The 15,691-nt window shown below is 54.1% G+C and carries 18 protein-coding genes; 8 read left to right on the top strand and 10 right to left on the bottom strand.

The window, feature by feature from the left end; genetic code table 11:
- Nucleotides 1–8: 8 nt before the first annotated feature.
- Nucleotides 9–1,073, bottom strand: coding sequence for a heat-inducible transcriptional repressor HrcA (hrcA, locus tag ACR0IO_RS20305; protein ID WP_155144163.1), 1,065 nt, complete (start codon nucleotides 1,071–1,073; stop codon nucleotides 9–11).
- A 112-nt stretch (nucleotides 1,074–1,185) separates the two neighbouring features.
- Here hrcA and rph point away from each other — a divergent pair, with 112 nt between their 5' ends.
- Genes rph through ACR0IO_RS20285 form a run of 4 tightly spaced genes read left to right on the top strand, consistent with a single transcriptional unit; the run spans nucleotide 1,186 to nucleotide 4,011 of the window.
- Nucleotides 1,186–1,899 (top strand): ribonuclease PH, encoded by a 714-nt coding sequence (gene rph, locus ACR0IO_RS20300; protein ID WP_480744148.1) that lies wholly within the window; start codon nucleotides 1,186–1,188, stop codon nucleotides 1,897–1,899.
- Nucleotides 1,896–2,510 carry an RdgB/HAM1 family non-canonical purine NTP pyrophosphatase gene (rdgB, locus tag ACR0IO_RS20295; protein WP_480744146.1) on the top strand — a complete coding sequence of 205 codons (615 nt, stop codon included), beginning with the start codon at nucleotides 1,896–1,898 and terminating at the stop codon, nucleotides 2,508–2,510. The genes rph and rdgB overlap by 4 nt, the downstream gene beginning before the upstream one ends.
- Nucleotides 2,500–3,654 carry a radical SAM family heme chaperone HemW gene (gene hemW, locus ACR0IO_RS20290; RefSeq protein ID WP_480744143.1) on the top strand — a complete coding sequence of 385 codons (1,155 nt, stop codon included), beginning with the start codon at nucleotides 2,500–2,502 and terminating at the stop codon, nucleotides 3,652–3,654. The genes rdgB and hemW overlap by 11 nt, the downstream gene beginning before the upstream one ends.
- A gap of 3 nt (nucleotides 3,655–3,657) precedes the next feature.
- Complete coding sequence (locus ACR0IO_RS20285) at nucleotides 3,658–4,011, top strand: YbaN family protein (RefSeq protein ID WP_155144155.1); 354 nt, start codon at nucleotides 3,658–3,660, stop codon at nucleotides 4,009–4,011.
- Here the strand turns inward: ACR0IO_RS20285 and ACR0IO_RS20280 are convergent.
- From ACR0IO_RS20280 to ACR0IO_RS20250, 7 genes are all read right to left on the bottom strand, one after another.
- On the bottom strand, nucleotides 4,001–4,897 hold the full coding sequence (locus tag ACR0IO_RS20280) for a ParB/RepB/Spo0J family partition protein (RefSeq protein WP_480744138.1): 897 nt from the start codon (nucleotides 4,895–4,897) through the stop codon (nucleotides 4,001–4,003). The genes ACR0IO_RS20285 and ACR0IO_RS20280 overlap by 11 nt on opposite strands.
- A 20-nt stretch (nucleotides 4,898–4,917) precedes the next feature.
- A complete protein-coding gene (locus ACR0IO_RS20275) occupies nucleotides 4,918–5,721 on the bottom strand; it encodes a ParA family protein (RefSeq protein WP_480744136.1) in 804 nt (267 codons plus the stop codon).
- Nucleotides 5,714–6,337 (bottom strand): 16S rRNA (guanine(527)-N(7))-methyltransferase RsmG, encoded by a 624-nt coding sequence (rsmG, locus tag ACR0IO_RS20270; protein ID WP_480744133.1) that lies wholly within the window; start codon nucleotides 6,335–6,337, stop codon nucleotides 5,714–5,716. The genes ACR0IO_RS20275 and rsmG overlap by 8 nt, the downstream gene beginning before the upstream one ends.
- On the bottom strand, nucleotides 6,334–8,202 hold the full coding sequence (gene mnmG / locus ACR0IO_RS20265; protein WP_480744131.1) for a tRNA uridine-5-carboxymethylaminomethyl(34) synthesis enzyme MnmG: 1,869 nt from the start codon (nucleotides 8,200–8,202) through the stop codon (nucleotides 6,334–6,336). Before mnmG ends, rsmG begins: the two co-directional genes overlap by 4 nt.
- Before the next feature lie 12 nt (nucleotides 8,203–8,214).
- Nucleotides 8,215–9,501: a tRNA uridine-5-carboxymethylaminomethyl(34) synthesis GTPase MnmE gene (gene mnmE / locus ACR0IO_RS20260; protein ID WP_480744129.1), complete on the bottom strand. Its 1,287-nt coding sequence runs from the start codon at nucleotides 9,499–9,501 to the stop codon at nucleotides 8,215–8,217.
- 30 nt (nucleotides 9,502–9,531) lie between these two features.
- Entirely contained in the window at nucleotides 9,532–10,803 is a 1,272-nt protein-coding gene (rho, locus tag ACR0IO_RS20255) for a transcription termination factor Rho (protein WP_155144147.1), read from the bottom strand.
- A gap of 125 nt (nucleotides 10,804–10,928) precedes the next feature.
- Nucleotides 10,929–11,378: a CopD family protein gene (locus tag ACR0IO_RS20250; protein WP_480744126.1), complete on the bottom strand. Its 450-nt coding sequence runs from the start codon at nucleotides 11,376–11,378 to the stop codon at nucleotides 10,929–10,931.
- Between the two features lie 404 nt (nucleotides 11,379–11,782).
- Here ACR0IO_RS20250 and ACR0IO_RS20245 point away from each other — a divergent pair, with 404 nt between their 5' ends.
- From ACR0IO_RS20245 to dnaQ, 4 genes are read left to right on the top strand one after another with little or no spacing between them, the layout of a single operon-like run.
- Nucleotides 11,783–12,382, top strand: coding sequence for a Maf family protein (locus ACR0IO_RS20245; protein ID WP_480744124.1), 600 nt, complete (start codon nucleotides 11,783–11,785; stop codon nucleotides 12,380–12,382).
- Entirely contained in the window at nucleotides 12,379–13,212 is an 834-nt protein-coding gene (locus ACR0IO_RS20240) for a shikimate dehydrogenase (RefSeq protein WP_480744122.1), read from the top strand. Before ACR0IO_RS20245 ends, ACR0IO_RS20240 begins: the two co-directional genes overlap by 4 nt.
- Nucleotides 13,209–13,802 carry a dephospho-CoA kinase gene (gene coaE / locus ACR0IO_RS20235; RefSeq protein ID WP_480744119.1) on the top strand — a complete coding sequence of 198 codons (594 nt, stop codon included), beginning with the start codon at nucleotides 13,209–13,211 and terminating at the stop codon, nucleotides 13,800–13,802. Before ACR0IO_RS20240 ends, coaE begins: the two co-directional genes overlap by 4 nt.
- The gene (gene dnaQ, locus ACR0IO_RS20230; protein WP_480744117.1) at nucleotides 13,795–14,517 is read left to right on the top strand and encodes a DNA polymerase III subunit epsilon; all 723 of its coding nucleotides are present in this window, start codon (nucleotides 13,795–13,797) and stop codon (nucleotides 14,515–14,517) included. Before coaE ends, dnaQ begins: the two co-directional genes overlap by 8 nt.
- Before the next feature lie 24 nt (nucleotides 14,518–14,541).
- Here dnaQ and secB read toward each other — a convergent pair whose 3' ends face one another.
- Nucleotides 14,542–15,042 carry a protein-export chaperone SecB gene (gene secB / locus ACR0IO_RS20225; protein ID WP_155139787.1) on the bottom strand — a complete coding sequence of 167 codons (501 nt, stop codon included), beginning with the start codon at nucleotides 15,040–15,042 and terminating at the stop codon, nucleotides 14,542–14,544.
- Between the two features lie 60 nt (nucleotides 15,043–15,102).
- Nucleotides 15,103–15,597, bottom strand: coding sequence for an FxsA family protein (locus tag ACR0IO_RS20220; RefSeq protein ID WP_155139785.1), 495 nt, complete (start codon nucleotides 15,595–15,597; stop codon nucleotides 15,103–15,105).
- Between the last annotated feature and the right edge of the window lie 94 nt (nucleotides 15,598–15,691).

The raw sequence follows: 15,691 nt of genomic DNA, 5'->3' as shown, positions 1-15,691 counted from the left end.
CTTACCCTCTAGCTCCGGTCGGAAATCAGTTTGCCGACCAGTTGCGCCGTATAATCCACGATCGGCACGATCCGTCCATAATTCAGACGCGTGGGCCCGATGACCCCGACCGCACCGATTATCTTTCGATCAGCGTTCATATATGGAGACACCACCAAAGAGGAACCCGAAAGTGAGAAAAGTTTGTTCTCAGACCCGATAAAAATGCGCACACCCTCGCCTTCTTCGGTCAATTCGAGGAATTCAGCGATGTCCTGCTTGCGCTCGAGGTCATCAAACAGCGTTCGGATTCGGTCCAACTCTTCGGCTTCGCCGGGTTCTCCCAGCAGATTCGCCCGTCCGCGCACGATCAAACGGGCTGAGTCGGTGCCGTCCCCATCCCAAGCGGCCATGCCACTTTCCACCATTTCGCGCGCAAGCACGTCGATTTCTTGCCGGCGCGCTGTGATCTGGGACTGCATCTGACGCCGCACTTCACTGAGCGTGCGTCCTTCGATCAGCGCGTTCAGGAAGTTCGCCGCTTCGCGCATCGAACTGGGCGTCTGTCCCGGAGGAGGCGTGAACAGGCGATTTTCAACATGCCCATCGGCAAAGACCAAAACCACCAAAGCGCGGTCGTGGGCCAATGAAACGAATTCGATATGCTTGATCTCGGATTCATGTTTGGGCGTCAGAACCAGCGATGCGCCGTGTGTCACGTGTGACAAAGCCGAACCGACACGATCCAGCATTCCGCCCACATCGCCAGCATTAGAGCCTAATGTTTCGTCCAGCTTCTGCCGATCATCTGCGCCCAGATCACCCACTTCCAGCAAGCCATCCACGAACATCCGCAACCCTTGTTGTGTCGGAATCCGCCCTGCACTGACATGAGGGCTGTCAAGCAAACCAAGAAACTCCAGATCCTGCATCACGTTGCGCACGGTCGCGGCGCTGACCTTCTCCGACAAGGTGCGGGTCAGCGTACGGCTGCCAACCGGTTCTCCACTGTCCAGATAGCTCTCGACGATCAGCCGGAACACCTCGCGTGACCGGTCATTCATCTCGTCCAGAATTTTGCGCGCTTCGCTCATGCGTCTTCCCCTGCTGGACCGGCATTAAATCGCAGGCAAATGAAAGGTCAATCGGGGTTGCATCCTAAGGCACGGGGACGTTATCCCCAACCCAGCAAACAAAGGATTTTCCATGCGACCCTCTGGACGAGATTTAAGCGAAATGCGCCCGGTTTCAATCGAAACAGGGTTCACCAAACACGCCGAAGGTTCCTGCCTGATCAAAATGGGCGACACCCACGTACTGTGCACCGCCACGATCGAGGATCGCGTGCCACCGTTCATCAAAGGCTCAGGCCTGGGCTGGGTCACTGCCGAATACGGCATGCTGCCCCGTGCAACCAACACCCGCATGCGGCGCGAGGCGGCCTCGGGCAAGCAAGGTGGTCGCACCGTGGAAATCCAGCGCTTGATCGGCCGTTCCCTCCGCGCCGGTGTGGATCGTGTAGCCTTGGGTGAGCGTCAGATCACTGTGGACTGCGATGTGATCCAGGCCGATGGCGGCACCCGTTGCGCTTCGATCACCGGCGGTTGGGTTGCGCTGCGTCTGGCCGTGAACAAGCTGATGAAAGCTGGCGACGTGATCTCTGACCCGCTGGTCGATCCGGTTGCAGCGGTGTCCTGCGGTATCTATGCAGGCCAACCGGTGCTGGATCTGGACTACCCAGAAGACAGCGAAGCCGGCGTCGATGGCAATTTCATCATGACCGGTTCGGGCAAACTGATCGAAGTTCAGATGAGCGCCGAAGGTTCCGTCTTCAGCCGCGCACAGATGGATCAGCTGATGGATCTGGCTGAAAAAGGCGTTGCCGAGCTGGCCGCTGCCCAAAAGGCAGCCACCGCATGACCCGCAAGTTCGACGGGGACAGGCTGCTGGTTGCCACGCATAACAAAGGCAAACTTGAGGAGATGACTCATCTCCTCGAACCTTTTGGTGTGTCGGTTGTTGGCGCAGGTGAGATGAACCTGCCGGAACCCGAGGAAACCGAAGATACATTCGTTGGCAATGCCCGGATCAAAGCGCATGCCGCTGCCAAGGCCACCGGCCTGCCTGCCCTGTCGGATGATTCCGGGATTACCATCGACGCGCTGGACGGCGCGCCGGGTGTTTACACTGCCGACTGGGCAGAAACCGGCAATGGCCGTGATTTCCTGATGGCGATGACCCGCGCGCATAACGAATTGGAGGCCAAAGACGCCCCGCACCCGCGCACCGCTCAATTCCGCAGCACGCTGGTTCTGGCCTGGCCCGATGGTCATGATGAAGTGTTCGAAGGCGTCGCGCCAGGCCACCTTGTCTGGCCGATCCGCGGTTCCGAAGGGTTCGGCTATGACCCAATGTTTGTCCCTGACGGATACGACATTACCTTTGCCGAGATGGATCGCTGGGAAAAGAACAAGATCAGCCATCGCGGTCGCGCGGTGGAGATGTTCGTGAAGGGCTGCTTTGGCGGATGATTGGCGCAACGGGGGCTTTGGCCTGTATGTGCATTGGCCTTTTTGCGAGGCCAAGTGCCCCTATTGTGACTTCAACAGTCATGTATCAAAGAAAATTGATCAAAAACAATGGCTTGATGCATATCTGAGTGAGCTGAAACGCTCGGCATATGAAACGCCAGACCGGGTCTTGAATACGATCTTCTTTGGCGGCGGCACTCCGTCTCTGATGAACCCTGAAACTGTCGCAGCAGTGATTGATGAAGCGCGGGCCTTGTGGCGCCCTGCCAACGACATGGAAATCACGCTTGAGGCCAATCCCGGATCAGTCGAAGCTGGTCGCTTTGCCGCCTACCGTGATGCCGGGGTAAATCGCATATCCATGGGTGTTCAGGCTTTGAACGACGAAGACCTGAGGCGGCTGGGCCGCATTCACACAGTGGCTGAAGCGCGCGCAGCATTTGACATCGCGCGGAATTGCTTTGATCGCGTCAGCTTTGACATGATCTATGCGCGCCAACATCAAACTGTAGAGGCGTGGCGCGCAGAATTGAACGAAGCACTATCGATGGCGGTCGACCACCTGTCCCTTTATCAGTTGACGATCGAAGACGGCACCGCGTTCGGTGACCGCTATGCAATCGGAAAACTACGCGGTCTGCCCGAGGATGACAGCGCGGCCGACATGTACCTTGCGACTCAGGAAATCTGCGAAAACCACGGCATGCCTGCCTACGAAGTCTCGAACCATGCTCGGCCCGGAGCGGAATCTCAGCACAATCTGATCTACTGGCGCTATGGTGATTATGTTGGAATTGGCCCCGGAGCCCATGGCCGCATCACATCACAAGGGCGCAAGCTCGCAACTGAAACGCAGCTGTCCCCGAATACATGGATAAATGCCGTCTCAGTAGGTTCCGGTGAATCCCATAGAGAAGAGCTCAGTCGCTCGGATCAGGCCAATGAATACCTCATGATGGGTTTGAGAATTGCAGAAGGTCTAGATGTTGATCGATTCAAACTACTGTCTGGTACCTCTCTCGATCAGGACAAGTTAGATAATCTTTGCGAGATTGGCATGTTGCGCCAGGAAGATAACCGTATAAAGGCGACAAAAGATGGTCGCGCAGTTCTGAATGCCGTTATACGGGAACTATTGGGGTAAAGCATGCAGTTTCTTTGGGCAGGATTGGGATTGCTTTGCGTTGCGCTGGCGGCAATCGGTGTAGTGCTGCCCTTGTTACCAACGGTTCCCTTTCTCCTTCTGGCAGCTTTCTTTTTTGCGCGCTCATCGTCCCGCCTGCACAACTGGCTTTTGAGCCACAGAACATTTGGTCCCATGATCATAGATTGGCAGCAATCCGGGGCAATTCGACCAGCCGCAAAAAAAGCGGCCACCATATCGGTCGCCGCTGTCTTTGGGTTGTCTCTGATTTTCTCAGTTCCGTCACATGTTCTGATCATTCAAGCTGTCGTACTGAGCGGCGTGATGATCTTTATCTGGACCCGGCCTAACGGCTGAGTTTCGCGCAAAGATCGTCCAGCTGATCAAGGTTTTCGTAGGTGAGAACCACCTGCCCTGTCTCGGTACCCGCCTTGTGATTAATCGCAACCTTCATGGCCAGGATCGCAGAAAGGTCCTTTTCCAATGCCCGTGTATCCGCATCCTTGCCCGCATTCAGGTTCCGCGACTTTGGCGTAGGACGATCTGCATCACCTTGCTGTTGCTTCTTCACCAAAGCCTCGGTTGCACGCACTGACAAACCGTCACGGACAACAATTTTTGCCAGTTCCGACGGATCTTCGGCCGTAATTAACGCCCGAGCATGACCGGCAGACAGTTTCCCTTCGATTACAAAGGTTTGCACATCAATCGGCAATGATAGCAAACGCAGCAAATTGGCAATATGGCTTCGGCTTTTTCCCAAGGCCTCGGCCAGCTTTTCCTGCGTATGGCCAAATCGATCCATCAGCTGCTTATAGCCTGCCGCTTCTTCAACAGCGTTGAGATCCGCACGCTGGATGTTCTCGATAATCGCGACTTCCAGTACTTCGGTATCGTCAAACTCGCGTATAATTACCGGGATATCGTGCAACTGCGCCATCTGCGCAGCGCGCCAGCGACGTTCGCCGGCAACAATCTCGTATTCGCTGTCGTTCACGGCGCGCACGATCAGTGGCTGAATGATCCCCTTTTCCTTAACCGATGCCGCTAGCTCATCCAGTTGTTCAGGGGCAAAAGTGCGACGCGGCTGATTTGGGTTGGCGCGAAGTTTTTCGATCGGAACTTTCATGTCCGGGCGGCGCGGTTCAGCAGAAACGCGGCCTTCAACATCCTGTGTGACATCCGCCATCAATGCGGACAGCCCCCGCCCCAAACCTCTGGGTTTTCCTTTCTTGGCGCTCAACTCGCCCTCCTGACAGCCGCTCAGGCGGCCACTTTGTTATTTTTATGCATGATCTCGCGCGCCAGATGCCGGTAAGCCATAGCGCCCAAGGACCCGGAATCGTATTGCAAAACCGGAAGCGCATATGATGGCGCCTCGCTGACCCGCACATTTCTGGGTATTTTGGTTTTAAATACCATCTCACCCAGATTGTCACGTGCGTCCTTTTCAACCTGACGGGACAAGTTGTTGCGGTTGTCATACATGGTCAACACAACACCTTCGATTCTGAGATCCGGATTTGCGGTCTGCCGAACCTCACGAATTGTCAGCATCAGTTGTGACAACCCCTCCAGAGCAAAGAACTCACTTTGCAGTGGCACAAGGACGGAATGCGCCGCAACCATTGCGTTTACAGTGAGAAGATTCAGCGAAGGCGGACAATCGATCAGAACAAAGTCGAACGAGAACTCATCTATTGCAGTCTGTCTGAGCGCATCGTGCAAAAGATAGCTGCGCTTTTCATTGGAAATAAGCTCAATATCAGCTGAGCTGAGATCGACGGTTGCAGGAACCACATAAAGACCACCGATCTCGGTTTCCTGAACAACCGCTTTCAACGGGGCGTCGTCCAGAATCAGATCATAGGTCGTCCAATCCCGGTCTTCGACACCTAAACCTGTCGAGGCATTTCCCTGTGGATCCAGGTCAACCACCAGAACCTTGCACCCTGCCTCGGCCAATCCCGCTGCCAGGTTTATCGCCGTCGTTGTCTTTCCCACCCCACCCTTTTGATTGGCAACCGCGATAATCCGGGGCCCTGAAGGGCGAGACAGATCAACCACGTGAGACTCCTTTGATCTTCAGGATAACGGCCTGGGGTTCAGTTAAACTTGTAATAGGCTCCGCTTCGAAATTCCATTCCTCGCGTGCGTCTGACAGCTCTTTTTTCCAGATTGCGCCCTTTGGGAACAAGGCTGTGCCATTTTCACCTAAATGCCTGTCACAAAAGGACATTAACTGGCGTAGATCCGCCAACGCACGTGCAGACAGTATGTCGGCATTCAATGGCTCAACAACTTCGATTCGTTTGGAGATCACTTTGCAATTAGCTCCGCATTCTCGAGACACAGTTCTCAGAAAAGCGGATTTTCTTTGATCGCTTTCAACAAATGTGAACCGTGTTTCAGGTGAAGTCTCAATTGCCATGATTGCGCAGACCATTCCCGGGAAACCCCCACCACTTCCCAGATCAACCCAGTGGCCAACTTTGTCTGCAAGACGAAAGACCTGAACAGAATCCAGAATATGCCGATCCCAGATGTCTTCCAGGCTTTTGCGCGATACCAAGTTGATCTTTGGGTTCCAACGAGCGACCAGATCAACGTAAATCGACAGACGATCGAATGTTTCACGTGAAACATCTAAGCGCTTAAGAACCGCATTGGTTTCAGGGATCATGCCTTGAGCGCTTTCTGTTCACGCCGCAATTTAGCAAGAACCAACGTCAAAGCTGCGGGTGTTACACCTTCAACCCGCCCTGCCTGCGCTATGTTTGCGGGCTTCGCATTGGACAGCTTCTGCTTCATTTCAGTGGAAAGACCGTCCAGAGCAAAGAAGTCAAAATCACGTGGAATTACATACGATTCATCCCGCTTCATTGCTTCCACATCGCGCTTCTGCCGTGCAATGTAGTTTGCGTATAAGGCATCCCGCTCTACTTGCAGACGAATTTCATCTTCGGTTTCACCCAATCCCTCAACGAGAGGAAGCAGATCATCGAAGGTTACGTTCGGAAACGCCAAGATCGCCATCCCATCGCGTCGGTTCCCGTCCTGATTAACCTCAATTCCGGCTGTGCGAATTTCTTTAGGCGTATAGGTTTGATCTGTGAGCTTTCCCTTAGCTTTATCAAGCTTATCCATCTTATCGTTGAATGAGGTCTGCCGTTCACTTCCAATGCAACCAATCTGATTCCCGATTGGCGTCAAACGTTGATCTGCATTGTCAGCGCGCAACGACAATCGAAACTCGGCGCGCGAGGTGAACATACGGTAAGGTTCCGCCACTCCACGGGTGGTCAGATCGTCCACCATCACTCCAATATAGCTATCGGCACGCGTGAAATGAACAGGATCTTTCCCTTGAACCTCCAACGCGGCGTTAAGACCAGCAACAAGCCCTTGGGCTGCTGCTTCCTCATATCCTGTGGTTCCATTGATCTGACCCGCAAGATATAGCCCAGGAATCTCCGGAAGAGACAACGAAGCAGTTAACACACGGGGATCGATGTAGTCATATTCGATGGCATAACCCGGCTGAAGAATCTCGGCCTTCTCCAATCCCTTTATCGATTGGACATATTCCACCTGCACATCTTGGGGGAGCGATGTTGAGATCCCATTGGGATATATGGTGTGATCATTGACCCCTTCTGGCTCAAGGAAGATCTGATGCGAATCCTTATCCGCAAATCGCACGATCTTGTCTTCGATCGAAGGACAATATCTCGGCCCCACCCCATCAATATGACCACCGTACATCGCCGAACGCGAGAGGTTCTTTTCGATTATTTCATGTGTCTTGGCGTTCGTATGTGTGATGCCACAAGCAATCTGTGGAGCAACAACGGTTTTGGAAAGGAACGAAAACAAGGTAGGTTCTTCGTCACCATCCTGCCTTTCCAAATCTGACCAATCGATTGTCCGACCATCCAGACGTGGAGGCGTGCCTGTCTTTAAGCGCGCCATGGGCAGTGAATAAGTATCAAGCCGCTCTGCCAGCTTTACAGATGGTCGATCGCCCATTCTACCACCGGGGCGAGATACATCTCCGATATGAATAACACCGCGCAGAAAGGTACCCGAGGTGAGAATTACTGTTTTTCCCGGGATTTCCGAACCATCTGCAAGCTTCACACCTGAAACACGGTTCCCATTCATCAGGAAATCAACAACTTCACCGGTAATCACCGAAAGATTTTCTCGATTGCGCGTTTCTCTTTGCATCGCCGCACGATACAGGGCTCGGTCTGCCTGTGCCCGTGGCCCCTGAACAGCAGGGCCCTTTCGACGATTCAATAGACGAAACTGTATACCCGCCTGATCCGCAATACGCCCCATGACGCCATCCAGCGCATCAATCTCGCGCACCAGATGCCCCTTACCTAATCCGCCAATCGCCGGATTGCAGGACATCACACCGATATCTGTTTCCGACAAAGTTACCAAAGCAGTAACAGTTCCCATACGGGCCGAAGCATGCGCGGCCTCTGCACCGGCGTGACCTGCACCAATAACAATGACGTCGAATTGTGAATGTTTCACGTGAAACACTCCTTACTTACCAAGGCAGAAGCTGGAGAATATCTCATCCAGAAGATTCTCGACATCTATTCTGCCAACCAAAGATTCAAGTGCCCGAATGGCTGTGCGCAACTCTTCGGCAGCAATATCATACAGGTCAGGTCCTGATTCCAGAACCGTCATAACCTGGTTAAGCGCGTCCAGCGCTTTTGTCATTGCAACGCGGTGGCGTTCCCGGGTTGCAATACCAGAGCTTGTGGTTCGGTCAGACAAAACACGCGAAATCTGGGAAATCAGTTGATCAATCCCTTGCCCTGTCTTTCCCGAGATCCCGTTTTCACCACTGCCCCTGAGATCTGATTTAGGTAATACCTGCACATCTCCTGGCTGCATCTCGACCCCAAGCTCAGTTGGATCATCTGTCAGAAACACACGCAGGTCCGCTGTTTCAGCGCGTTTCCGGGCCAGCGCTATCCCTAATCCTTCGACATGATCTTCGGTTTCCCGCAATCCGGCAGTATCCAGAAGGGTAACTGGGAGCCCGGCTAAATCCATTCGCACTTCAATCACATCTCGGGTGGTCCCGGCGTATTCAGACGTAATAGCTGCTTCCCGTCCTGCAAGAGCGTTCAGAAGCGTGGATTTTCCAGCGTTCGGCAGCCCAACAATCGCGACTTCGAAGCCCGTACGAATACGCTCCGCAATCTTTACCCCGCGTGCTTCACGCTCCAGATCGCCCATTACCCCTGTAATCAATTCGCGAACTTCGGGTGATACATCCGTTGGCACTTCTTCATCGGCAAAATCAATCACTGCTTCCAACAGTGAGGCAGCCCGGATCAGATCCCGCCGCCAGCGTTCGGCCAGATCCCCAAGCTCACCTGCCAGAATGGTCTGAGCCTGCTTTCTCTGCGCTTCGGTTTCGGCATCGATCAGATCGGCAAGGCCTTCGACCTGAGCCAGATCCATCTTGCCGTTTTCCAATGCCCGGCGGGTGAATTCACCGGGCTCTGCCATTCGCAAGTCTTTCATATCGGACAGGCAGCGCAACACTGCATTGACCGAAGCGGTGCTTCCGTGAATTTGCAGTTCGGTGACATCCTCGCCGGTAAAGCTTGCCGGTGCTGCAAAAGTCAAAACCAGCCCATCGTCCAACCGTGATCCATCACTTGCGTGCAACTCACGCAACCGCATTCCCCTGGGTGGTAAATCGGAACCAGTCAGCGCGCCCGCGGCTGCATGAGCCTGCGGGCCAGAGAGGCGGATGACCGCCACCCCTGCTTTGCCTTGTGCGCTGGCCAAGGCGAATATCGTATCCATTCGAAGGCCTCGCGTCGTTTAAGACCTGTGTTAGGTGTTCATCGAATCGAAGAACTCACCGTTCGTCTTCGTCTGTTTCAACTTGGACAGCAGGAACTCGATCGCGTCGGTGGTGCCCATCGGGTTGAGGATGCGGCGCAGAACGAAGGTCTTGGCCAGATCACCCTTGTCGACCAGCAGGTCCTCTTTCCGGGTACCGGACTTGAGAATGTCGATCGCCGGGAACACGCGCTTGTCTGCAATCTTGCGATCCAGAACGATTTCCGAGTTACCGGTGCCCTTGAATTCTTCGAAGATCACTTCGTCCATCCGGCTGCCGGTGTCGATCAGGGCGGTGGCGATGATGGTCAGCGAACCACCCTCTTCGATGTTCCGCGCCGCACCAAAGAAACGCTTGGGTCGCTGCAGGGCATTTGCGTCCACACCACCGGTCAGAACTTTACCTGAGGATGGCACCACAGTGTTGAACGCCCTACCAAGTCTTGTGATCGAATCGAGGAGAATAACAACATCTCGTTTATGTTCGACCAGACGCTTGGCTTTTTCGATCACCATTTCCGACACGGCCACGTGACGCGTTGCAGGCTCATCGAAGGTCGAGGACACAACCTCACCCTTCACCGAGCGTTGCATATCGGTTACCTCTTCCGGGCGTTCGTCGATCAGCAGGACGATCAGATAGCACTCAGGATGGTTCTGTTCGATCGAGTGCGCGATGTTCTGCAGGATCACCGTCTTACCAGTCCGCGGAGGCGCCACGATCAGCGAACGCTGACCTTTACCGATGGGCGCCACTAGGTCGATCACACGGGCCGACTTGTCCTTAATGGTGGGATCTTCGATTTCCATCTTCAGACGCTCATCCGGATACAGAGGCGTCAGGTTGTCGAACAGGATCTTGTGCTTGGCCTTCTCAGGATCTTCAAAGTTGATCTTGGTGACCTTGGTCAGCGCAAAGTAGCGTTCGTTATCGTCAGGGGCCTTGATCTCACCTTCCACTGTATCACCAGTCCGCAGCGAATGCTGGCGGATCATTTCAGGTGAGACATAGATGTCGTCCGGACCCGGCAGATAGTTCGCCTCAGGCGAGCGCAGAAAGCCGAAGCCGTCCTGTAGGACTTCCAGCACACCGTCGCCACCAACGGTCCAGCCCTCATCCGCGCGTTCGCGCAGGATCTGGAACATCATCTCGCCTTTACGCATAGTCGAGGCGTTTTCGATCTCCAGCTCTTCGGCCATCGCCAGAAGGTCTTTGGGGCTTTTGGCCTTCAGATCGGCCAGATTCAGGGATTCAGTTGTCATGATGATACGAACCTTGTCCGCATAGGTCGCGGCACAGAGTGGAAATTCAAAACGGAAGATACGCCGCCCGGACGGGCGTGTTGTTCTCTACATAAGCGTGACGGCAGTCGGAGTCAAACAGGCCCTCAGAACTTCAGAACGACCGCCAGAACGATGATAACCATCAAAACGGTCGGTACCTCGTTCATCATGCGGTACTGGCGCCCAGTGAGCTTATTTTGCCCCTCTAAGAAGTCTTTGCGTCGCGCCATCAGCCAGTGATGGAACCAGGTCATTCCAATCACGGCTGCACCTTTGACCCAGGGCCACGACCAGTCCCATCCGACAATCCCCGGCGTGAAGACCATGATCAAACCACAGACCCACGCTACGATCATTGCAGGGCGCATGATGACACGAAGCAGCTTATCCTCCATTTCAAAGAAGATTTCCTGCGCTCCGTCGACCGATTGTGCCTTTTCTACGTGATAGACGAACAGTCTGGGTAAATAGAACAAGCCGGCCATCCATGAGATCACGGCCATGATGTGTAAAGACTTCACCCACGGGTACAGCGTGAAAAGAAGATCAGTCATTCTGGCTCCGGACGTTGCTCGGAACTCTCCCTAATAAAAAAATAAGAAAAGAAAAAGGAAGATGGTTTTGTAGGGTGAGTAAAATCCGTGGATTACTTTTTTACCCATGTGTTTTCCCCAGGTGGATAGAATAGCCTTTCAGAAGGCATGTTTTGTTGATACTAAAAATTACACATTAAAAACAATAAGTTAAGATTGTTAAGATATTTAGATTCTGGGGATATCTCTTTGGGTAACTGTGGAAACCTCTCTTATCCAAGTTTACAAAGTTATCCTTGTCCCGATTGGACAGCGTTCGAGCGACTCATGGAAGTTTTGCGCGAAAATCCCGGGGTTGCGTGTCAACAGGAAAACCATACAAACCGTTCGAGAACACTCAACGTTTTTCCCACGGGGTTTTCCACATGTCTGTCCCCTTAGTTCTGGCCTCTGGTTCAGCAATCCGAGCGCAACTGCTGGAAAATGCCGGCGTCCCGTTTTCCGTCCAGGTGGCGCGCGTCGATGAAGAGACTGCCAAGCGCGCCCTATTGGCTGAAGAGGCTTCACCACGGGATATTGCTGATGCGCTAGCAGAACTGAAAGCGCGCAAAGTCGGTGACAAAACACCGGGCGCAATGGTTTTGGGTTGCGATCAGGTACTGGATTTTGATGGTCAGTTGCTTTCCAAACCCAGCTCACCCGAGGATGCATTGGCGCAGCTCAAGGCGATGCGGGGTAAGCGACATATGCTGCTTTCCGCTGCTGTCATATACATGGATGGTGAACCGATCTGGCGCCATGTCGGTCAGGTTCGCTTGCGTATGCGCGCCAGTTCGGATGCGTATCTAAAGTCATATGTTGCGCGAAACTGGGACAGCATTCGCCACGCTGTGGGCGCATACAAGCTTGAGGAAGAAGGTGTGCGTCTGTTTGCTACCATTGACGGCGACTATTTTAATGTTTTGGGTATGCCCTTATTGGAACTGCTCAATTTCCTGGCGTTGCGAGGGGTTATCGAACAATGACAGAGAACCGCATTCCACTGGCCGGGGTTATCGGACATCCCATAGCGCATTCCAGATCACCCAAGTTGCACGGTCACTGGCTCAGAACTTATGGGCTGCCGGGGCACTATATCCCGATGAATGTTGCGTCATCAGATCTTGAATCAGTTCTGCGTACCTTGCCGAAGGCTGGGTTTGTTGGTGCAAACGTTACGGTCCCACACAAAGAAGCTGCCCTGCGACTGGCGGACCATGTTTCTGACCGGGCTTCGGTGATTGGTGCAGCCAACACGCTGGTTTTCCGTGATGATGGATCGATCCATGCAGATAATACCGATGGCTACGGTTTCATGGAAAACCTGCGAAGCGGGGCGCCTGACTGGAATCCAAAGGATGGGCCAGCCGTGGTTCTGGGTGCCGGGGGTGCTGCACGCGCTGTCCTGTGCGCTTTGGCTGATGCCGGAGTGCCGGAGATCCTGCTGACAAACCGGACACGCACCCGTGCAGATCATTTGAAAGAGGAATTTGGCCAGCGGATAACCGTGGTAGACTGGGTACAGGCCGGAAATGTGATCGAAAACGCCGAACTTGTGGTCAATACGACCTCATTGGGAATGCAAGGCCAACCCGAGCTACGGGTGCCCATGGACGGGCTGCAACCGGGGACGGTTGTTACCGATCTGGTCTACGCGCCGCTGAAAACCCGGCTGCTGCAAATGGCGGAAGAGGCCGGGTGCACGACGGTCGATGGTTTGGGCATGTTGCTCTATCAGGCGGTTCCCGGCTTTGAACGCTGGTTCGGAACACGGCCCGAAGTTGATGCGGCAACCCGTGCGGCGGCCTTGGCATGAGTTTTGCTCTTGGCCTGACGGGCTCGATCGGGATGGGCAAAAGCACCACGGCGCAGATGTTTGTGGATGAAGGATGTGCTCTGTGGGATGCAGACGCCGCTGTTCATCGCCTTTATGCAGCAGGTGGTGCGGCCGTTGTCCCAATGTCGAAGGCATATCCAGACGCAATCGAAGACGAAGCGGTCAGTCGCAATGCTTTGAAAAAGATCATTTCAAACGATCCTGAAGCGCTGAAAATGATCGAGAGTATTGTTCACCCGTTGGTTGCCTCGGATCGCGCAGCGTTCCGGCAATCTACAACGGCTGATATTGTAGTATTCGACATCCCTTTGTTGTTTGAAACAGGCGGTGACGCCACCATGGATGCCGTAGCCTGTGTATCTGTTTCCGCCGACGAACAGAAACGTCGGGTTATGGAACGTGGAACCATGTCTGAGGCTCAGTTCGAACAAATTCGTTCCAAACAGATGCCGAATGACGAAAAATGCGCGCGATCGGATTTCGTGATCGTGACAGATACGCTGGACCACGCCCGTGCACAGGTGCAGGATATAGTCAGGCAAATACGGGCGGGAATGTCAGATGCGTGAGATTGTACTCGATACCGAAACCACGGGATTTGACCCAGAAGGCGGCGACCGGATTGTCGAGATCGGTGCGGTAGAGCTGTGGAACCACGTCGCCACGGGTGAGACCTATCACGTCTATATCAACCCGGAACGCTCAATGCCCGAAGAGGCATTTGGTGTGCATGGGATCGGACCCGACCTGCTAGAAAGCCCCCGCCCTCCAGAAAAGGGTGAGGTCACGCTGAAGGACAAACCGGTCTTTGCAAAGATTGGTCAGGGATTCCGCGACTTCATCAAAGATTCGAAGCTGGTCATCCACAACGCCTCGTTCGATATGAAGTTCCTGAACGCGGAACTCAAATGGATGGGACTTCCGCCTATTCCGATGGATCAGGCGCTGGATACACTGGCGATTGCGCGCAAGCGATTTCCGGGCTCGCCTGCGTCACTGGATGCGTTGTGCCGCCGGTTCAACATCGACAACACCAACCGCGTTCTGCACGGGGCCTTGCTCGACTCGGAAATTCTGGCTGAGGTGTATCTGGAGCTTATTGGTGGACGACAGCCGGATTTTGGCCTGTCCACCAGCGCGGCTTCTGCTGCCGGCGGCGACGACGACTGGCGCCCGACACCGCGTCCAACGGCACTGCCGTCGAAGATCACCGCAGAAGAGCGCGCGGCGCATGATGCTTTTGTCGAGAAATTGGGCGAGAACGCCCTGTGGACCCGCGCCTGAGGTTTTCAGGCGCGGCTCAATTGATCAAGCTTCGGTCTTTTGTGCCTGCTCGGCCTGACGGCGCATCAGTTCATTGCGGTAGAGACCCACAAAGTCGATGTTGTCCAGGTTCACTGGCGGGTAACCACCATCGCGCGTTACGTCGCTGACGATCCGGCGCAGGAACGGGAACAGCATCCGCGGGCATTCGATCATCAGGAACGGGTGCATCTGATCTTCTGGCACGCCTTCGATGTGGAACAGACCGCAATAGTCGATTTCGAACACGAACAGGACATCTTCCATGCCCTTGGCTTTGGAGTTCAGGTTCAGTTTGATCGAGACTTCAAATTGGTGATCTGCCGCACGTTTCTTGGCATCCAGGTTCACCTGAACCGAAATTTCAGGCTGAACGTCACCTGAGACACCCTTTTGTGCCATTACGTTTTCAAACGACATGTCGCGGACAAACTGCCCCAGAACACGCATTTGAACCTGAGGGGCGGCTTGGGCCGCGGTGTTTTCTGTGGCGTTTTCTTCGGCCATGGATCTACTCCAAAAATAAAATTCGCCACTGCTTATCAACTTGGGCGTGGCACCTCAATGCTACTGCGGCCCTTCGACCCATTTTGATGGCTTTGCGGGGTCACGCCGGGGCCGAACTTCGGTGAATTCACCGTCAATCACGTCATCCTGAGCAAAAGGATTGTTGTCTGTGCGGAACTGTGTTCCGGACCCCATCTGAAAAGAGGCAACAGTTACTTTGGACCGCAGATATCGGAACACAGCCAGCCGAACGGCAGGAATTAGCAGTGCGAACCCAATGGCATCCGTGAAAAATCCCGGTGTCAGCAGCAATGCGCCTGACAAGAGGATCATCGCGCCATGGGCCAGCGGCTCGGTTGGATCATCCAGTTCGGCAAAAGATTTCTGCAACTGACCCAATGCCATGCGACCTTGTGTCCTTACCAAAACGGTCCCCAAAACAGCGGTCAGAACCACGATGGCAAGCGTTGGCCACAATCCAATCAGACCGCCGACCTGAATGAACAGGGCAATCTCGATGATAGGCACCAACAAAAATGCCAAGAACAGATACATTTGCGTTATCCTTTACCATATGTCGGGCTGTGGACTTGCCACCCAGTGTCACCTACATAGTGGCATGAGGCCGTGTACACAAAGTCCCGGCGCT

It is taken from the genome of Ruegeria sp. CE12 (genome assembly GCF_056537525.1).
The sequence above is the reverse complement of the archived record's forward strand: the minus strand, read 5'-3'. Positions and strand labels throughout refer to the sequence as shown.

What these genes read in the sequence shown, in the direction of transcription:
- ACR0IO_RS20250 (WP_480744126.1), bottom strand. Translation starts at nt 11,378, where the DNA reads ATGACTGATCTTCTTTTCACGCTGTACCCGTGGGTGAAGTCTTTACAC.
- secB (WP_155139787.1), bottom strand. Translation starts at nt 15,042, where the DNA reads ATGGCCGAAGAAAACGCCACAGAAAACACCGCGGCCCAAGCCGCCCCT.
- hrcA (WP_155144163.1), bottom strand. Translation starts at nt 1,073, where the DNA reads ATGAGCGAAGCGCGCAAAATTCTGGACGAGATGAATGACCGGTCACGC.
- coaE (WP_480744119.1), top strand. Translation starts at nt 13,209, where the DNA reads ATGAGTTTTGCTCTTGGCCTGACGGGCTCGATCGGGATGGGCAAAAGC.
- ACR0IO_RS20245 (WP_480744124.1), top strand. Translation starts at nt 11,783, where the DNA reads ATGTCTGTCCCCTTAGTTCTGGCCTCTGGTTCAGCAATCCGAGCGCAA.
- ACR0IO_RS20220 (WP_155139785.1), bottom strand. Translation starts at nt 15,597, where the DNA reads ATGTATCTGTTCTTGGCATTTTTGTTGGTGCCTATCATCGAGATTGCC.
- mnmE (WP_480744129.1), bottom strand. Translation starts at nt 9,501, where the DNA reads ATGGATACGATATTCGCCTTGGCCAGCGCACAAGGCAAAGCAGGGGTG.
- ACR0IO_RS20285 (WP_155144155.1), top strand. Translation starts at nt 3,658, where the DNA reads ATGCAGTTTCTTTGGGCAGGATTGGGATTGCTTTGCGTTGCGCTGGCG.
- rph (WP_480744148.1), top strand. Translation starts at nt 1,186, where the DNA reads ATGCGACCCTCTGGACGAGATTTAAGCGAAATGCGCCCGGTTTCAATC.
- dnaQ (WP_480744117.1), top strand. Translation starts at nt 13,795, where the DNA reads ATGCGTGAGATTGTACTCGATACCGAAACCACGGGATTTGACCCAGAA.
- rdgB (WP_480744146.1), top strand. Translation starts at nt 1,896, where the DNA reads ATGACCCGCAAGTTCGACGGGGACAGGCTGCTGGTTGCCACGCATAAC.
- rho (WP_155144147.1), bottom strand. Translation starts at nt 10,803, where the DNA reads ATGACAACTGAATCCCTGAATCTGGCCGATCTGAAGGCCAAAAGCCCC.
- rsmG (WP_480744133.1), bottom strand. Translation starts at nt 6,337, where the DNA reads ATGATCCCTGAAACCAATGCGGTTCTTAAGCGCTTAGATGTTTCACGT.
- ACR0IO_RS20240 (WP_480744122.1), top strand. Translation starts at nt 12,379, where the DNA reads ATGACAGAGAACCGCATTCCACTGGCCGGGGTTATCGGACATCCCATA.